Here is a 16404-nt window from a genome sequence, read left to right on the forward strand (position 1 = left end):
CGGCCCGCCAATTTCTCCCACGCAACCCATTCCCTCAATTCGAAAAGGTTCCAACGTGATCATCGATTCCCACGCCCACGTCGTCATGCCGCCCGAGAGCTTCCGCTACATGGCCGAGCTGATCGGCGGGCGCGCCAACCCCTCCACCCGGCCCAACATTCCCGACGCCTCGGTGCGCAAGGTCGCCGAAGAACTCGTGCGCAGCATGGACTCGGTCGGCACCGACGTGCAGTTCATCTCGCCGCGCCCCTACCTGCAGATGCATTCGGTCAAGCCCGCGCGTGTGGCCGAGCTATGGTCGCGCCACTGCAACGACCTGATCGCGCGCTTCGTCGCGATGTTCCCCGACCGCTTCCGCGGCGTGGCGGGCCTGCCGCAATTCATGAACGAGTCGCCGGAAGTGCGCGTCGTGGCCGAACTCGAGCGCTGCGTGAACGAACTGGGCTTCGTGGGATGCCTGCTGAACCCGGACCCGACCGAAGGCGAAGGCCCGACGCCAGCGGGTCTCGGCGATCCGTTCTGGTATCCGCTCTATGAGGCGATGACGGCGCTCGACGTGCCCGCGCTGATCCACTCGGCCGGCAGCTGCAGCCCGCGCGAGTCGTACACGCTGAAGTTCATCAACGAAGAAAACATCGCGGTCATCTCGCTGCTCGAATCGGATGTCTTCCAGAAATTCCCGAACCTGAAGATCGTGGTCGGCCACGGCGGCGGCGCGATTCCCTACCAGATGGGCCGCTTTCGTTCGTGGGCCGTGCGCCGTAACCATCCGCAAAGCTTCGACGAGCAACTGCGCAAGCTCTACTTCGACACCTGCAATTACTCGAAGGAATCGATCGACCTGCTGCTCAAGGTGGCCGGCACCGACAACGTGCTGTTCGGCACCGAAAAGCCGGGCACCGGCAGCGCGCGCGACCCGATCTCGGGCCGCGATTACGACGACATGAAGCCGGTGATCGAAAGCATCGAATGGCTCACCGAAGAACAGCGCCGCAACGTGTTCGAATGCAACTGCCAGCGCGTCTATCCGCGCGCGTTCCGCCACTATCAGGAGGCCTGAACATGGCCATGACCGCCGAAGAAAACGAATTGCTCACGCGCGTCGAAAACGGCGCGCCCATGGGCGAAATGATCCGCCAGCACTACTGGATTCCGGCCGTGCCCTCGGCAAAGCTGGAGGCAGACGGTGCGCCCGTGCTGGTGCGCCTGCTGGGCAGCAACTACGTGGCGTTTCGCACGACCGACGGCAAAGCCGGCCTGATCGACGAGCTTTGCCCGCACCGCAAGACATCGATGATGATGGCGCGCAACGAGAGCAACGGCCTGCGCTGCATCTACCACGGCTGGAAAATGAACGTGCAGGGCGAGGTGATCGAGGCGCCGAACCAGGTGGGCGACCAGGCGCAGTTCTGCAAGCGCGTGAAGACGAGCCAGTACGGCGTGGAAGATCGCGGCGGCATCGTGTGGGTGTGGCTCGGCAAGGGCGACACGCCGCCGCGCTTTCCCGACCTCCCGTTCACGCAGCTGCCCGCCAACCAGCGCTCGGTTACGAGCGTCGAAGTGCCGACCAACTGGGTGCAGGGCGTGGAAGCTTCCATGGACTCGTCGCACGTGGGCGTGCTGCATGAATCGACCACGCAGATCACGGCGGGCGGCGGCAACGAACGCATGCACATGACGAAGGCGCTCGCGCCCCGCCTCGAATTCGAGGAGCGCCCGTACGGCTATCGCTACGCGGCGCTGCGCGACCTGCCCGACGATAAGGTCTACGCGCGCGTGAACAACTTCGTGATGCCGTGGTACGGCATCATCTGCGCACCGGATGCGAACAGCCCGAGCACGGTGTTCTTCTCGACGCCCGTGGACGACGTCACGCACCGCGCGTGGTTCGTGCATTTCAACCCCACGCGCAAGCTCGGCATGACGGTGATGTCGGCCACGCCCGATGTCTGGAATTTCCCGCCGCTGCCGCCGGGCACGCGCGAAACCGGCTTCGGCCAGAACCGCGATCTCATGAGGCGCGGCCATGCCACGGGCTTCCACCAGCATCTGGGCACCGAAGACTTCGCGATGTTCCTGGGTCAAGGCCCCATCGCCGACCGCACCACCGAGCAACTCTGCTCCGCCGACGGCGCCGTGCTGCGCGTGCGTGCGCAACTGCTCAAATCGGCGCGCGAGTTCATGGCCGGCAAAACGCCCACGCTCGCGGACAGCCCCGAGCTGGACTATTCGCGTGCGATTTCCATTGGCGGCGTGCTGCCCGCGGGCGCCGACTGGCGCTCGCTGGTCGAGACTGCCTGATCCCATGTTGCCGGAATGACTTCGATGCTTGCTCCCCTGCTTCTCACGCTGCGCGTCGCCGCGATCGACGCCCCGACTTCGCTCATCAAGTCGATCACGCTCGAAGCCCACGACGGCGCGCTGCTACCCGGCTTCGAGCCGGGCGCGCACCTCCAGGTCGAGATTCCTTCCGCGACGGCGGGCGGCGCGCCGCAGTGGCGCTCGTATTCGCTGATCCATCTCGACCTCGCCGTCGATCCGCGCAACGGCGTGCGGGCGTACCGGCTCGGCATTCGCCGCGAGGACGAAGGCCGCGGCGGCTCGCGCCACATGCACGCGCTGGCGGTCGGCGCGACGCTCTGCGTGCGTGCGCCCGTCAACCACTTCCCGCTTGCCGCGCCGCCGCGCGTGCTGCTCGTCGCGGGCGGCATCGGCATTACGCCGATCATCTCGATGGCGAGCGCGCTGGCCGCGCAGCAGCGTGACTACGCGCTCCATTTCAGCGGCCGCACGCGCGAGGCGCTGCCCTTCGTGGATGAACTACGCGCGCTCGCGGGCGACAAGCTCACGCTGCACGCCGACGACGATCCCGCCACGCGCCTCTCGATCGACGCGTTGCTCGACGGCGCGCAGGTGAACCAGCCGATCTATGTTTGCGGTCCGGCAGGCATGATCGACGCGGTGCTCGCGGCGGCGCGCAAGCGCGGCTGGCACGAGGGCGATCTGCACTACGAACTGTTCACCGAGGCCGCGCCTCAGGAAGGCGACACGGCCTTCGAAGTCGAACTGAAGTCGTCAGGCAAGCGGCTCACCGTGCCCGCCGACAAATCGCTGCTCGACACGCTCATCGAAAACGGCACGGACGTGATGTACGACTGCCGCTCGGGCTACTGCGGCCTGTGCACGACCAACGTGTGCAGCGGCGAGATCGACCACCGCGACACCTACCTTTCCGAAGCGGAGAAGGCGGGGGGCAAGGTCATGCAGGTCTGCGTGTCGCGCTGCAAGAGCGGGCGCCTCGTGCTCGACCTTTAATACCTCTAACGAAATTGAAGCGGAATCCAGAATGAGCGAAATGCTGGTTACCTATGAACTCGATGGCCAGGTCGCGCTGATCGGGCTGAACCGCCCCGACAAGCGCAACGCCATCAACGAAGACGTGATCGCGCAGTTGCGCGCCGCCGTGCTGCGCGCGGGCGAAGAGGCCGACGTTGGCGTGCTGTTCGGGCACGGCGGCAACTTCAGCGCGGGCCTCGATCTGCGCGAAGCGCTCGCGCGCGCGAGCGGCCAGAGCGCGCCGCCGCGCAAGCGCCGGCGCCACTCGTGGCACGAAGTGTTCGACATCATCGCGCGGGGGCCCATTCCATTCGTCGCTGCCCTGCACGGCGCCGTGGTGGGCGGCGGCCTCGAACTCGCCACCGCCGCACACGTGCGCGTGGGCGACACGACCGCGTTCTTCGGCCTGCCCGAAGGCCAGCGCGGCATTTTCGTGGGCGGCGGGGGCACGGTGCGCATCCAGCGCGTGATCGGCTACACCGTCATGGCGGATCTGATGCTCACGGGCCGCCTGCTCTCGGCCGAAGAGGGCTTGCGCGAGCATATCGTCACCTATGTCACGCCCGCGGGCGAAGCGCTCGCCAAGGCGAAGGAACTCGCCGCGAAAATCGCGCAGAACGCACCCGACACGAACTGGCGCATCACCAACCTGCTGCCGCGCGTGAACGACCTCTCGCACGAGGACGGCCTCTTCCTCGAATACATGAGCTCGAACATGGCGCGCTCGCCCGAAACCGCAAAACGCTTGCAGGAATTCGTGGACGGCAAGGCGAAGCCGCTCGAACGTCCTGACGCTCACAAGACCAACGCATGAGGTGCACCAAGCCATGAATGCAGCAAACGAACTGGATCCGCAGGAGGCAGCGGCGCGTGAAGCGGCGCTTGCGCATGTGAAGGCGGCCGAGAAAACGGCCGCGCAGATTCCCGTCGGCAATGCCACGCCGCGACCCATCGCGCAGGCCGCCGTGATCGGCGCGGGCACCATGGGCGGCGGCATTGCCATGGCGCTGGCCGCCGCGGGCATTCCCGTCACGCTCATCGACGCGACCGCGGATGGCCTCGCGCGCGGCCTCGCCCGCATCCGCGACAACTACGAGAGCAGCGTGAAGCGCGGCAAGCTCGACCCCGCCTTGCGCGACGAGCGCCTCGCGCGCATCACGGGCTCCCTCGCGATTGCCGACGTAAAAGACGCCGATATCGTGATCGAAGCGGTGTTCGAAGACCTCGCGCTCAAGCAAGGCATCTTCCGCGAGCTCGACGTCCACGCAAAACCGGGCGCCGTACTCGCCACCAACACGTCGGGTCTCGACATCGACGAAATCGCCGCCGTGATGAAGCGCCCCGCCGATGTGGTGGGCGCGCACTTCTTCAGCCCCGCCCACGTCATGCGCCTGCTCGAAGTCGTGCGCGCCGCGCAAACCGCCGACGACGTGATCGCCACGCTCATGGATCTCGGCCGCCGCATGGGCAAGGTATCGGTCCTCGCGCGCATCTATCCGGGCTTCATCGGCAATGCGCTCTTTCGCAATTACAACCGCGAAGCGCACTTTCTTGTCGAAGACGGCGCGCTGCCGCACGAGGTCGATGCGGCGCTCAAGGATTTCGGCTACGCGATGGGCATTTTCGCGGTGCACGACATGGCCGGCAACGATGTGGGCTACCAGACGCGCAAGGCGCAGATGGCGACGCGCCCCACCGACCGCCGCTGGAACGATCTCATCATGAAGCTAGTGGAGATGGGGCGCCTCGGCCAGAAGAGCGGCAAGGGCTGGTATCGCTACGAGCCTGGCAGCCGCGAGCCGCAGCGCGACGAGGAACTCGAGCGCTTCATCGTGGAGGAGTCGGCGCGCCTTGGCATCACGCGCCGCCCGATTTCCGCCGAAGAGATCGTCAAGCGCTGCGTGTACGGCATGATCAACGAAGGCGCGAAGCTGCTGGAACAGGGCGTTGCCCTGCGCGCCAGCGACATCGACGTGGTGTACGTGACGGGCTACGGGTTTCCCGCGCATCGCGGCGGCCCCATGTACTACGCGGACCAGATCGGCCTCGCGAACGTCTACGAGGACGTCAAGCGACTTTACGAAGCGTATGGCTACTGGTGGAAGCCGGCGCCACTGCTCGAAAAGCTCGCGGCCCGAAACGGCCGCTTCGCCGACCTTTGATCGCTTCCCCTGGCGCGCCCGCTTGCAGGGCGCGTTTCTGTGCATCGAGCGAGGCGGACCACCCGCCTCGCTCGATCATTCTTCGTCGTGCTCGCCGTTGACCGGACCTGTTTCCACCGCGGCGGCCTCGCGCGAATGAACCATCGGCGCGTCGTTGAAAAACTCCGCGGGCAGTGTGGCGAGGAATTCGGAAAAGCCCGCGTCGCCGCCCGGCGAATGCTGGGCCATGACTTCCTCGGCGGTTGCCTCGTCGCCCGAGAGCAGCGCCTGCGCGAGGCGCTGGTGATCGGCGATCACCTTCTCGCGGCGGCTCGGCGCGAGAAAGAGCTTGGGACGGTAGCGCGAGATCAGGCGCCGGATCGCGCGGATCTGCTCGGCCAGATAATCGTTATGACATGCCTGGCAAATCACTTCGTGGAATTCGGCGTTGCTGCGCGCGAAACGGCGGGCGTCGCTCTGGTTCAGCGCTTCCACGCCTTCGTCGATCGTGCGCTGCAGCTCGACGCGCTGCTCGTCGTTCATGCGGCGGGCGGCGAGGCGCGCGGAAACGGCTTCCAGCTCGTGCAGGAGTTCGAGCATGTCGCGCAGCTGCGGGACCGTCATCTTGGTCACGAACACGCCCTGGCGCGGCACGATCTGCACGTACTGCTGCGCGGCGAGCTGCTGGAGCGCCTCGCGGATGGGCGTGCGCGAGACGTTGAAGCGCGCCGCTAGCGCGCGCTCGTCGAGCGCCGCGCCGGGCACGAGTTCGCCTCGCTCGATTTCCGATTCCAGGAGCGCCTTGATTTCGGCCGAACGGCTCAGTTTGGGTGGCTGACTCATTGAATGGCTGACTGTTGGGTTCGAAGGGCCGCGCTGGCGGCGCGATGCGGCCAGCGGCGTTCAAAATGCATATCATACCTTGGAGGTATACCAAACGCCCAACTGTGTGTTACCCCAATGCGGCGCCTGCGCTGCGCTAGAGGCCCTCATCGAGACCTCCACTTCGCACGCGGCAATTGGGGACAGGCGGCCAATGTCTTCGAACGCATCTGCGAGTTCGGTGTGGGCCCGCACAAGCGACGCAAGACGCCAAAAAGCCCGCTCCTGGCTGGCTTCCTTTGTCGGCATTCAATCAGTGATCCAAAAAACATGCGCCGGATTCGAGGGTCCGTTCGGATGTGCACCGTCGCATCACCCTGGCTCAATGGCCTTCGTAGAAGTGCATGCTCGCTCTGGCGCTGATGGAATGCACGCCAGGACTAAGTGCCTCCGATGGGACACGAAATCTGCCGGGAGACGGGACGCTTCGATCGACGATCCGCCACCGATCAGCGTGCTCTCCGGGGCATGCGCCGCGGCTGCGACAACCGCGGCCTGGATAAGCGACATCAGCGCGTAGGCGCCTGGGTCGAGCCCATGGACAACGTCAAACCGCCACGGCCGCGCTCTCGACATCTTTCATCATCACCCCAGTGGCCGCTTCGCACGCGCGGCGGACTGCCTGGGGCTGCCCCGGATGGAACAGGAAGTGATGCAGTAGCTTGCTCCACTTGGGATGACGCTCATACTCGCTGCGAGGCAGGCTGTTCGCGAAGAAATCTCGCCAGTCTCCGCAGGGCAACGCAATGCCCTGCGCGGCGGCAGGCTCCCGCAGCACGCCCTTCGGATCACGCCCCTGCGCTACGGCTTCCATGTCCCGGAAGTACTGCCGGCGAATCATCAAGATGCCCGCGTCGCTGGCAGCCAGGTTTTCGCGGGTACGGTCTGCGATGCGCCCCTGTCCGCACCAGGCGATGATGTCCTGGTTGATCACGTGCGAGCTGATCCATTTTCCGGTCTGGGGATCCGTGACCGGCGCGTGCCAGGTCGGAATACTCTCCTGGACATAGGGCTCGGCTTCGCGGGGCACGCGTATATACGACCAGGTCACATTGAGCGTATTTTCGCCGTCGATGGGCACCCGCCACTCGAAGTGATCCCCGAGGAAGAATCCGTTGGGCCAGAGGCAGACACGACCAGCCGTCCAGAGCGGATGCGATTCGTCAGTATCCTCGGTCACACGGCGATAGATGAAGCCGTGCGCGAATTCCTCGAACGCCACCTTGAGATGCGCCGGTGCATAATCGCGCTCACCGCGCAGGCGACGTCCCCAGTTGGCGTGCATCCACTCGAAATGCAGTGGATCGATGGAATTTTCCTGAGTCTGCAGCCAGTTGCAGGGCACGTTCGCGAATGCCACCTGCACGAAGCCATTGCGCCAGTGGAACGGTTCCCAATCCGGAAGCTGAGGCGCCGGTTGAGGACCGAGATAGGCCCACAGCAAGCCGGCGCACGCACGGACTTCATAGGCCTTCAGCCTGATCCGCTCGCGCATGGTGCCCTGCGGCGCCACCAGGTCCTGGTAAGGCTGCGCGACGCACCGGCCGCCATGATCGTATTGCCAGCCGTGATAGTTGCAGCGCAGACCGTGTTCCTCGACAAAGCCGTATGCCAGGTCGGCGCCGCGATGCGCGCAGTAGCGCTCCATCAGGCCGTAGTGTCCGCCCATGTCCTTGTAAAGAACCAGTTCCTCGCCAAGCAGGCGCACGGGCTTGATCGTCTCGCGCTCGAGTTCGTCAATGCCGGCGATCGGGTGCCAGTGCCGGCGCATCAACTCGCCCATCGGCGTGCCTGGCCCAACCTCGGTGAGCTGGCGATTCTGTTCTTCGGTAAGCATGATGATTTCGCTCGTAGTTGTGACTGGACGACGTCTGGATCAACGCGATTTGTCGACGTGGCGCACGGCGCGAAAGTAGTGGAACGCCGCCCATAAGAGGAGCAAGCTCATAGCGAGCATCGCGTAGCGCAGACCTCTCGACGAGGCATCCGCACAGGCATGCGCGAGCGGCGAGTTCGCCACCGCCCCGAACGCACCATGAGCGCCATGCGGGATCCGGCAAACCTTCGAATAATCACCGTCCGTGAACAGATGCGTGGCAATGCGATCGCTAAGGAATCCAATGAAAGTCGGACCTCCGCCCTGGCCGATGAAGTTCATCATCAGAAATACGAACGCCGAAGTCGTGGCGCGCATGCGCGGCGCAACGAGGCCGTGGATCGCAGCGAATGTCGGGCCGTTCCAGGAGCTCAGCAGGATCGTGGCGACAAACAGCAACGCCGCCGCGATATGCCAGTCGGACTGCATGAACGCGAGGGAGACTGGCACGAGCCCAAGCAGCGTGCCCCACGCCGGCACCCAGGCGTACCAGCGCTTGTCGCTGGCTCCGGCCCTGTCGGCAATCCATCCGCCTAGGGTCGTGCCGATCGCGCCCCCAACGCCGATTGTGAGACCAAACGTCATGCCGGCCTGCGCTGCATTCAGGCCGAATTCACGCGTCAGATACGCAGGAATGAACAGGTTGATGCCGTACTGGGCAAACGCACCGACTACCGTTCCCAGCAGCAGTTGCACGAACAACGGGCTACGCAAGAGGATCGCAGCGATGGTGCCCAACGAGGCATTGCGCTGTGCTTCGACGGTGGAAATTCGGTCCATGGCACCTCGTTCGGGCTCGCGCAGGCTGAGGTACGCAATGACGGCGAGGATCAGGCCCGGCACGCCGACGACCCAGAAGGCCGGACGCCAGCCGAAATGCTGTGCAATCATGCCCCCGCCGATCGCGCCCCCGATCGCGCCCAGGGGAGGACCGAGCGCATAGATGGCCATGGCGGTGGCGCGGCGTCCCTCGGGGAACTCGTCCGAGATCAGCGAATGCGCCGTGGGCGTGCTGCCAGCTTCACCGATACCGACGCCAAGCCGGTACAGCAGCAACTGCGCGAAATTGCCCGCCATGCCGCACAGCACGGTCATCACCGACCATGCCGCAATCGACAGGGATATCAGCGTAACGCGGCTCATCCGGTCGGCGAGCCGGGCCATCGGGATGCCCAGCGTCGCGTAGAACAGCGAGAAAGCGAGGCCGCCCAGAACCCCAATCTGCAGGTCGCTCAGGTTCATGTCGACCTTGATCGACTGCCCTACCACAGCGATGAAAATGCGATCGATGAAACTCGATGCGTAGATAAGGCTCAACATCAACAGGAGCCATGCACGATACCTCGATCCGCTCTTGACCCCAACAGCGGGCAGTGCTTTTCCGACGTTTTCCATGAACGCGTCGCCTCCAGGCGTCAATGGCGGGCACACAAACAAGCCAGCCTGAACTACCTCACGTGTCAGATAGGATACCTAAAAAAATGCGCCGGATTCCAGGCTCTCATTCCCTTCACCGGCGCGTCGCGAAAACGTCAGAAGAGGTGGCGGATACCGACCTGCACAGCCAGCTGGTTGGCCGTGGTCGAGGCGTTGTTGCCGAACAGCGAGCCGCCCGGGCCCGGCACCGAGTACGGCGTCGAGACAAGGAAGTTGTCCGCGAACTTCTGGCCCGCGAAGGCGTGCTGCAAGACACCGAACACATAGACGTCGGTGCGCTTCGAGAGCCGATAGTCCACGCCCGCCGTGTAGAGGTCGTACTTGCCGAGCTTGTGCTGGTCCACGTACGTGAAGCCACCCCCCACCGTCAGCGCCGGTCCGAACCGGTAGCTCGTCCCCAGTTCATAGGCGCTCACGGTCACCACGCCGCGCGGGCTGTGCGAAGCATTGGTGTAGGTGTACACGCCGTTGATCGACCACGCATCGGTCAGGCTATACATGCCGCCCGCCGCGATCGTATAGATCGATTGCGCATTGAGCGCGACCTGCGCCATCGTGCCCACGCCGCGCGCCGCGTTGCCGCCTTGCGTCTTCGTGTACGTGAGCGACCCCGAGTAAGGCGCGTTGAACGTGCCGGTCGGGCTGAACTTCACGCCCGCGCTAATCACGCGCGGGTTGCCCGTCGGCGTGCCCGCGAAGGCGCCCGGAATGTTGCTGAAGCCGTACATCACGCCCGCCGTGACGCCGTGCCAGGTCGGCGTTTCGTAGCGCACCATGTTGCTCACCGGCTCGCCCGCGAGACGGTCGATGTCGTAAGCACCGTGGAACGCGTAGGACGGCGCGAACTGCGAGACGTTGGTGTAGTAAGAGACGTAGTCGTAGATGAAATCGTAATCGTAGCCGGCGATCAGCGTACCGAACGTCGTGCTCTGCAGCCCCACGAAAGCGCGGCGCCCGAAGAGCGCGCCGCCGTGGCTCGCGGTGCCCGTGTTCAGCGAAAAGCCGTTCTCCAGGGTGAAGATCGTCTTCAGGCCGCCGCCGAGATCCTCGACGCCGCGCAGGCCCCAGCGCGATGCCTGGTTGATGCCGTCATCGAGCTTGACTAGCGAGTGGCCGCCCGCGTTGTTCACATAGGTGAGGCCATCGCTGATGATCCCGTACAGCGTCACACTGCTTTGCGCGTGCGCGCCTCCCGCGATTGCGGCCGCTATCGCGCCCGCCAATACCTTCTTCTTCACTTGACGATCTCCGTGTGTTGCGGGCGTTGGCGCCCGCTTTTTATTGCCGGTCTATTTCCGTCGGCTGCCGACGGCTACGAACTACTTGCTGCGAGAAAGATGACGTGAGGCGAGGAAGTAATGCGCGGCCGACCACAGCAGCACCACGCTCACGGCCAGCATCGCGTAACGAATGCCGTAGGCCGAGGCGTCGTGGCACGCCGCCGCGAACGGCCCCTGCACCGCCGCTGCCGCGCCATGCGGACCGTGCGGGCCGCCCGCCGCGCAAACCAGCTTGAACTGGCCCTGCGTGAAGAAGCGCGAGGCAAGCCGGTCGCTCAGGAATCCTACGGTTGTGGGGCCGAGGCCCTGGCCCACGAGATTCATGAGCAGGAACACGCAGGCCGATGCCGTGGCGCGCATGCGCGGTTCGACGATGCCGTGCACGACTGCGAAGGTCGGGCCGTTCCACATGCTCAGCATGACGGTGGCGATGAAGATCAGCGTCACGGCGGCGGGCCATTCCCCCAGCGTGAAGGCGAACGCGACGAGCGGGAAGCCAATGGCCGTGCCGAGCGCCGGCACCCAGGCATACCAGCGGCGGTTGCCCGCGCCCAACGAGTCGGCGAGCAGGCCGCCGAGCATGTTGCCGACAATGCCGCCCACTCCGATCATGAGGCCGAAGATCAGGCCGGCTTGCGCGAAGCTGAGGCCATACACGCGGTTGAGGTAAACCGGGATGAACAGGTTGATGCCGTACTGCGCGAATCCGCCGATCACGGTGCCGAGCAGCATCTGCACGAACGCGCGGCTGCCGAACAGGACCTTGAGCACCTCGCGCAGCGGCGGTACCGCAGCCGCGGCGTGCATGCCGCCCTCCTCCGCCCCGCCGCGCTTCGGTTCGCGCAGCGTGATCCAGGCGAGCAGGCCAAAGATGAGCCCCGGCAGGCCGACCACGAAGAACACCGGGCGCCAGCCCATGTGCTGGACCATCAGGCCACCGCCGAGCGCACCGGCGAGCACGCCGATGGGCGGCCCGAGCGCATAGATGGAGAGCGCGCTTGCGCGGCGGCGCGGGCCGAACTGATCGGAAATCAGCGAGTGCGCGGTAGGCGTGCTGCCCGCTTCGCCAATGCCGACGCCAAGGCGGTACAGAAGCAACTGCCAATAGGCGCCGGCCGTGCCGCACAGCGCCGTCATGATCGACCACGCGCCAATCGAAAGCGCGATCAGCGCGACGCGATTGAACCGCTCCGCAATGCGCGCGATCGGCAGGCCGAGCAGCGAATAGAAGATGGAGAACGCAAGCCCGTTGAGCAGACCCAGCTGCAGATCGCTCAGGTTCAGATCGATCTTCATCGCCTGACCCACGACGGCGATGATGATGCGGTCGACGAAACTCGATGCGTAGATCAAAACGAGAAGCAGCAGGAACCAGCTGCGATACCAGCCGGCTTCAGACCTGGCTCCCACGTTCTGGGCGGTCAGTTCCTTCATTTGTGGTGTCTCCGAGGTGAGCGTCAGGTAGCAGGTCGCTCGCCGTTTGTATGCCACAAAGCGTCTGTGGGATTTTTAAAGGATTCTCTAGCATAACTTTTGGGCGCGCAAGAATAACTCGCGCCAAAGTCATCATCGTTTTCACTTAGGGAAACTCGTCTGATCAATGTGCCCGCTGGACACGGGACGCGTCATGCCGGGCGCGAATGCCCGCGGGCCAATGCGATTGCGGCGGCGGAGCCGTCGAAGTGGCCGTCGATGGGACCGGCCACGCAAGCAGATGGGATGATTAGATGCAGGATACATCGATTCGTTGCTCACGCAACGAATTTGCTTTGCCCGAAACGAGAAAGCGTCGTGGCATATCGAGGGCCGGGCTCTGTTTTTATTCTATTGAAAGGCACGCTCAAGCCTTGTGAAAGAGGAGAAACAGCGCGGCCCCCACCAGGACCGCGCCCAACCCGGCTCACATGGCCGGGTCGATGGGCGACGGCGGCGCGCCGCGCGCCTCGATCGCCTCGCCCGCCAGCAGGCACAAGTCTTCGCGGAAGTGCCCCGCCACGATTTGCACGCCCACCGGCACGCTCCTCACCATGCCCGTCGAAACGACGAGCCCCGGCAAGCCCATGGCCGGCAACGCACGCATGGTCAACTGCGCATCCCATACCCGCCGGAAACCCGCCGCGCCTTGCCGGTCGAGGTCGTCGGCGAACGGCAGTTCGCCGGAAACCGGCAGCAGCAGCACGGGGTACTGCGACAGGAACAGGCGCCATTCGCGCGTGAGCGTCGTGCGCCGCACGAGCGACTTGACCACCGCGTTCTCGGGCATCGCCGCGACCTTGGCGCGCATGCCGTCCACCACGGCCTGCGCGCCCGGATCGCCATCGCGCGCCACGGCTTCGGCGAGCGCCGGGAAGCCGTCGCCAAGCCACAGGCGCTCCTGCACCTCGGCGGCGTCGCGCAGCAGCGGCACGTCGTCGATCTGCTCGACGCGCCAGCCCGCGTCCGCGAGTCGGCGGCCGGCGTCGAGCAACGCGTCCTCCACCTCCTTTGCGACGGTCATGCCGCCAGGGCGCAGGCAGAGCGCCGCGCGCAGCGGCGTTGCGGGGCCGGTCAGCGGCGCCGGCACCCACCAGGGGTCGCGCAGGTCGGGCGCCGCGAGCGCGGCGAGCGCCACGCGCAGGTCCTCGACCGTGCGCGCGATCGGGCCCGCGCCCGACATCAGCTGCGCGCCAATCGGCCGCTCGGGCGACGACGCATTGAACGCCGGCACGCGCCCGAAGCTGGGCCGCAGGCCGTGCACGCCGCACGCATACGCCGGATAGCGGACCGAGCCGCCAATGTCCGTGCCGAGCGCGACATGCCCGATGCCGGCCGTCACCGCCGCCGCCGCGCCGCCGCTCGAGCCGCCCGGCGTGAGCGACGGATTGCGCGGGTTGCGCGTGTGTCCGTGGATCTGGTTGCTCGTGAACCAGCGCAGCGCGAAGGTCGGCGAGTTGGTGCGCCCAAGCAGCACGGCGCCCGCGCGCACGAGATTTTCGACGGCCGGGCTGTTGACCTGCGCGATCAGATCCTTCTGCAGGGGCGTGCCGTTCGTCGTGGCGAAACCCGCCTGGTCGACATTGATCTTCGTGGTGACGGGCACCCCCGCCAGCGGACCCGCGTCCTCGCCGCGGGCGATGGCGGCGTCGATCCTGTCGGCCTGTTCGTAGACCCACTCGGGCCGATAGTCGATCACCGCGTTGATGAGCGGGTTGACGGCCTCGAGCCGATCGAGCGCGGCCTTCGCGGCCTCGCGTGCCGACACTTCGCGCGCGCGAACGCGCTTGGCGAGTGCGGTTGCCGATAAACGCCATAGTTCAGTCACGATCCCTCCGTTCAATGGTCGGATTGAGAGTGGGTGTTCACGCGCTTGCAGAAAACGTTTCGATGCGCCGCCTGTCGCGCAGGACCGCCAGTGCGAGCGCCGCTAGCCCGCACGCCGCGATGAGGGCGAGCAGCGCTTCCCTGCCGCCGTGGACGAGCACCCAGCCGCCGACGCCCGGAAACCCGAACGCGCCGATGAAATACGCCGCGACGAACCACGTGAGCGCGGCGCGGCGATGCGCGGCAACGGAATCGTTGACGGCCTGGAGCTGGACGATCGGATACGCGAGCCCGTATCCCGTACCCAGCAGCAGCGCCGACGCCGATTGGAACAGTACGTGAAACGGCACGACGAACATGGCCGCGCTGCCCAGCACCATCATGGCGAGCAGCAGTTTCGTCGCGGTTCCGGGGCGCATCTTGACGACGACGCGCGCAAGCAGCCAGCGCGTCGCGATGACCGTCACCGTATAGACGCTGAAGAAAGTGGTCGGTTTCGCCCCGGTGCCTTGCACGAGCGACATCTGGAACGTCATCAGGCCCGAGAACACGCAGCCGCCCAGCGCGATGATGACGATGGGATAGACCGCGCGCGTGCGGACGATCGCGCCCAGCTTCGAGAACCATGAATCCGGCGCGGGCGATTCATGTGTTGACTCGCGCCCGCGCACTTGCGGCGCGATCCGGCCGAAGATTTCGAGCATCACGGCCGCGATCACGCACAGGCCGCCGATTGCGCACAGCACGCCGCCGAGCGGCATGCGCCAGAACCGGATGGCGAATCCGGCGAGCGCCGGGCTGCCGCCGATGCCCGTCATCTGCATGGTGGCGAAGCGCAGGAACCACGGGCCGCGCTCGGCATCGCTTGTGCGCTCGGCGAGCGCGAGAGGCGCCGCGAGGCAGAATGCGCCCCAGCCGAAGCCCACGAGGAACCCCGGCACGACGTCGAATGCGCTCACGCGCTCGATGAGCGCGAAGCTCGCCACGCCAGCGCCTACGCAGAGCGCCGCGAGCGCGGACATGCGCGCCGCACCGACATGCTGGGCGACCCATCCCGTGAGCGACACGCCCGCGAAGGTGCCGAGCGCGGCGCCCGCCAGCGTCACGCCGGTATGGATGTCGGTTCCGCCGATGGCTCTCACGTGCATGGAGAAGAGGAACGTCGCGCCATAGCCCGCCGATGCGAGCAGGACGCCGACGAGCATGAAGACGGCACTGAATGGGCGCACGGCGGGACTTCCGGACGATGGCGGAAGTGCCCAGATTATCAGTCCCTGTACCGAGCGCTGCATTGAGGTGCTCCTCGCGTGCGATGAAAGTGCATGCGGCCGTTGTCACGACATCACTGCGCGTCGTGCTGCGCATGCTCCGCAGCGTCGATGATCGCGTCGGCGACCGCCTTCGGCTGGCTCAGGAGCGAGACGTGGCTACCGTTCACGCGTGTCACCTTCGCGCCGATATGCGTGGCCATCGACGCCTGGAGCGCCGGGTCGATCATGCGGTCGCGCGCGGTCACAACGAACCAGGAAGGCTTGTCGTGCCACGCGGCCTGCGTGACCGGCTGCGACAGACAGCCGCCGAACCACGGCCCTTGCGTGGCCGCCACGATGCGCTGCTGCGCGGGCGGCAGGTCGGGCGCGAAGTCGGCGCGGATCGCCTTGTCGGAGAGCGTCAGGAAGCCCGCCGAGTCCTTCCGCAATTCGCCGGCCCACGGCGCCGGCGGCTGACCCTGCGTGATATCGGCGATCGACTGGCCGTTGTCGGGCGCAAAGGCCGCCACGTACACGAGCGATTTCACCTTCTCGTCGTTACCCGCCTCGCTGATCACGACGCCCGCCCACGAATGGCCGACCAGCACGACCGGGCCGTTCTGCTGGTCGATCACGCGCTTCGTCGCGGCCGTGTCGTCGGCGAGCGAGCTGAGCGGGTTCTGCACGGCCACGACGTGCAGGCCGCGCGCTTCGAGCAGCGGGATCACGCGGTTCCAGCTGGAGCCGTCGGCGAACGCGCCGTGCACGAGCACGACGTTCGTGCCTTTCAGGTCCTGCGGCGGCGCGGCGTGCGCGGGCTGCAACGCGAACATTCCGCCGATGAGCGCCATGGAAGTGAAAATCTGCTTGATCGTAGCCATCGTTTCGTTCTCTCTCGTTGT

13 protein-coding genes are annotated in these 16404 nt (G+C 65.9%); 5 read left to right on the plus strand and 8 right to left on the minus strand.

The window, feature by feature from the left end; all coding sequences use genetic code 11:
* Positions 1 to 55 precede the first annotated feature (55 nt).
* The 5 genes from BMI01S_RS16985 to BMI01S_RS17005 are packed head-to-tail and all read left to right on the plus strand — an operon-like array spanning position 56 to position 5498.
* On the plus strand, positions 56 to 1060 hold the full coding sequence (locus BMI01S_RS16985) for an amidohydrolase family protein (RefSeq protein WP_028230941.1): 1005 nt from the start codon (positions 56 to 58) through the stop codon (positions 1058 to 1060).
* A 2-nt stretch (positions 1061 to 1062) separates the two neighbouring features.
* Positions 1063 to 2301, plus strand: coding sequence for a Rieske 2Fe-2S domain-containing protein (locus tag BMI01S_RS16990; RefSeq protein WP_028230942.1), 1239 nt, complete (start codon positions 1063 to 1065; stop codon positions 2299 to 2301).
* A gap of 24 nt (positions 2302 to 2325) precedes the next feature.
* Positions 2326 to 3315 carry a PDR/VanB family oxidoreductase gene (locus BMI01S_RS16995; RefSeq protein WP_028230943.1) on the plus strand — a complete coding sequence of 330 codons (990 nt, stop codon included), beginning with the start codon at positions 2326 to 2328 and terminating at the stop codon, positions 3313 to 3315.
* Positions 3316 to 3346: 31 nt separating this feature from the next.
* Positions 3347 to 4150: a crotonase/enoyl-CoA hydratase family protein gene (locus BMI01S_RS17000; protein WP_028230944.1), complete on the plus strand. Its 804-nt coding sequence runs from the start codon at positions 3347 to 3349 to the stop codon at positions 4148 to 4150.
* Positions 4151 to 4163: 13 nt separating this feature from the next.
* Positions 4164 to 5498 (plus strand): 3-hydroxyacyl-CoA dehydrogenase, encoded by a 1335-nt coding sequence (locus BMI01S_RS17005; RefSeq protein ID WP_028230945.1) that lies wholly within the window; start codon positions 4164 to 4166, stop codon positions 5496 to 5498.
* 75 nt (positions 5499 to 5573) lie between these two features.
* Here BMI01S_RS17005 and BMI01S_RS17010 read toward each other — a convergent pair whose 3' ends face one another.
* The 8 genes from BMI01S_RS17010 to BMI01S_RS17050 form a co-directional block, all read right to left on the minus strand.
* Positions 5574 to 6320 (minus strand): GntR family transcriptional regulator, encoded by a 747-nt coding sequence (locus BMI01S_RS17010; RefSeq protein ID WP_042289940.1) that lies wholly within the window; start codon positions 6318 to 6320, stop codon positions 5574 to 5576.
* Between the two features lie 586 nt (positions 6321 to 6906).
* Positions 6907 to 8196, minus strand: a complete 1290-nt coding sequence (locus BMI01S_RS17020) for an aromatic ring-hydroxylating dioxygenase subunit alpha (RefSeq protein WP_028230947.1) — start codon at positions 8194 to 8196, stop codon at positions 6907 to 6909.
* 39 nt (positions 8197 to 8235) lie between these two features.
* Positions 8236 to 9630 carry a spinster family MFS transporter gene (locus BMI01S_RS17025; RefSeq protein WP_081716031.1) on the minus strand — a complete coding sequence of 465 codons (1395 nt, stop codon included), beginning with the start codon at positions 9628 to 9630 and terminating at the stop codon, positions 8236 to 8238.
* Between the two features lie 137 nt (positions 9631 to 9767).
* Positions 9768 to 10910: a porin gene (locus BMI01S_RS17030; RefSeq protein WP_028212429.1), complete on the minus strand. Its 1143-nt coding sequence runs from the start codon at positions 10908 to 10910 to the stop codon at positions 9768 to 9770.
* Positions 10911 to 10991: 81 nt separating this feature from the next.
* Positions 10992 to 12386: a spinster family MFS transporter gene (locus tag BMI01S_RS17035; RefSeq protein WP_042289949.1), complete on the minus strand. Its 1395-nt coding sequence runs from the start codon at positions 12384 to 12386 to the stop codon at positions 10992 to 10994.
* A gap of 466 nt (positions 12387 to 12852) precedes the next feature.
* Complete coding sequence (locus BMI01S_RS17040; RefSeq protein WP_028214857.1) at positions 12853 to 14253, minus strand: amidase family protein; 1401 nt, start codon at positions 14251 to 14253, stop codon at positions 12853 to 12855.
* Between the two features lie 37 nt (positions 14254 to 14290).
* Entirely contained in the window at positions 14291 to 15481 is a 1191-nt protein-coding gene (locus tag BMI01S_RS17045) for an MFS transporter (RefSeq protein ID WP_028230948.1), read from the minus strand.
* Positions 15482 to 15594: 113 nt separating this feature from the next.
* Positions 15595 to 16383, minus strand: a complete 789-nt coding sequence (locus BMI01S_RS17050) for an alpha/beta fold hydrolase (protein WP_028230949.1) — start codon at positions 16381 to 16383, stop codon at positions 15595 to 15597.
* Between the last annotated feature and the right edge of the window lie 21 nt (positions 16384 to 16404).

Source organism: Paraburkholderia mimosarum LMG 23256 = NBRC 106338, assembly GCF_000739815.1.
In the GTDB taxonomy this organism is placed as follows: Bacteria; Pseudomonadota; Gammaproteobacteria; order Burkholderiales; family Burkholderiaceae; genus Paraburkholderia; species Paraburkholderia mimosarum.

Bases quoted from the DNA above. Each gene is read 5' to 3' on its own strand.
- BMI01S_RS17000 (WP_028230944.1), top strand. From the start codon at position 3,347: ATGAGCGAAATGCTGGTTACCTATGAACTCGATGGCCAGGTCGCGCTG.
- BMI01S_RS17035 (WP_042289949.1), bottom strand. From the start codon at position 12,386: ATGAAGGAACTGACCGCCCAGAACGTGGGAGCCAGGTCTGAAGCCGGC.
- BMI01S_RS16995 (WP_028230943.1), top strand. From the start codon at position 2,326: ATGCTTGCTCCCCTGCTTCTCACGCTGCGCGTCGCCGCGATCGACGCC.
- BMI01S_RS17025 (WP_081716031.1), bottom strand. From the start codon at position 9,630: ATGGAAAACGTCGGAAAAGCACTGCCCGCTGTTGGGGTCAAGAGCGGA.
- BMI01S_RS17005 (WP_028230945.1), top strand. From the start codon at position 4,164: ATGAATGCAGCAAACGAACTGGATCCGCAGGAGGCAGCGGCGCGTGAA.
- BMI01S_RS16990 (WP_028230942.1), top strand. From the start codon at position 1,063: ATGGCCATGACCGCCGAAGAAAACGAATTGCTCACGCGCGTCGAAAAC.
- BMI01S_RS17010 (WP_042289940.1), bottom strand. From the start codon at position 6,320: ATGAGTCAGCCACCCAAACTGAGCCGTTCGGCCGAAATCAAGGCGCTC.
- BMI01S_RS17020 (WP_028230947.1), bottom strand. From the start codon at position 8,196: ATGCTTACCGAAGAACAGAATCGCCAGCTCACCGAGGTTGGGCCAGGC.
- BMI01S_RS17050 (WP_028230949.1), bottom strand. From the start codon at position 16,383: ATGGCTACGATCAAGCAGATTTTCACTTCCATGGCGCTCATCGGCGGA.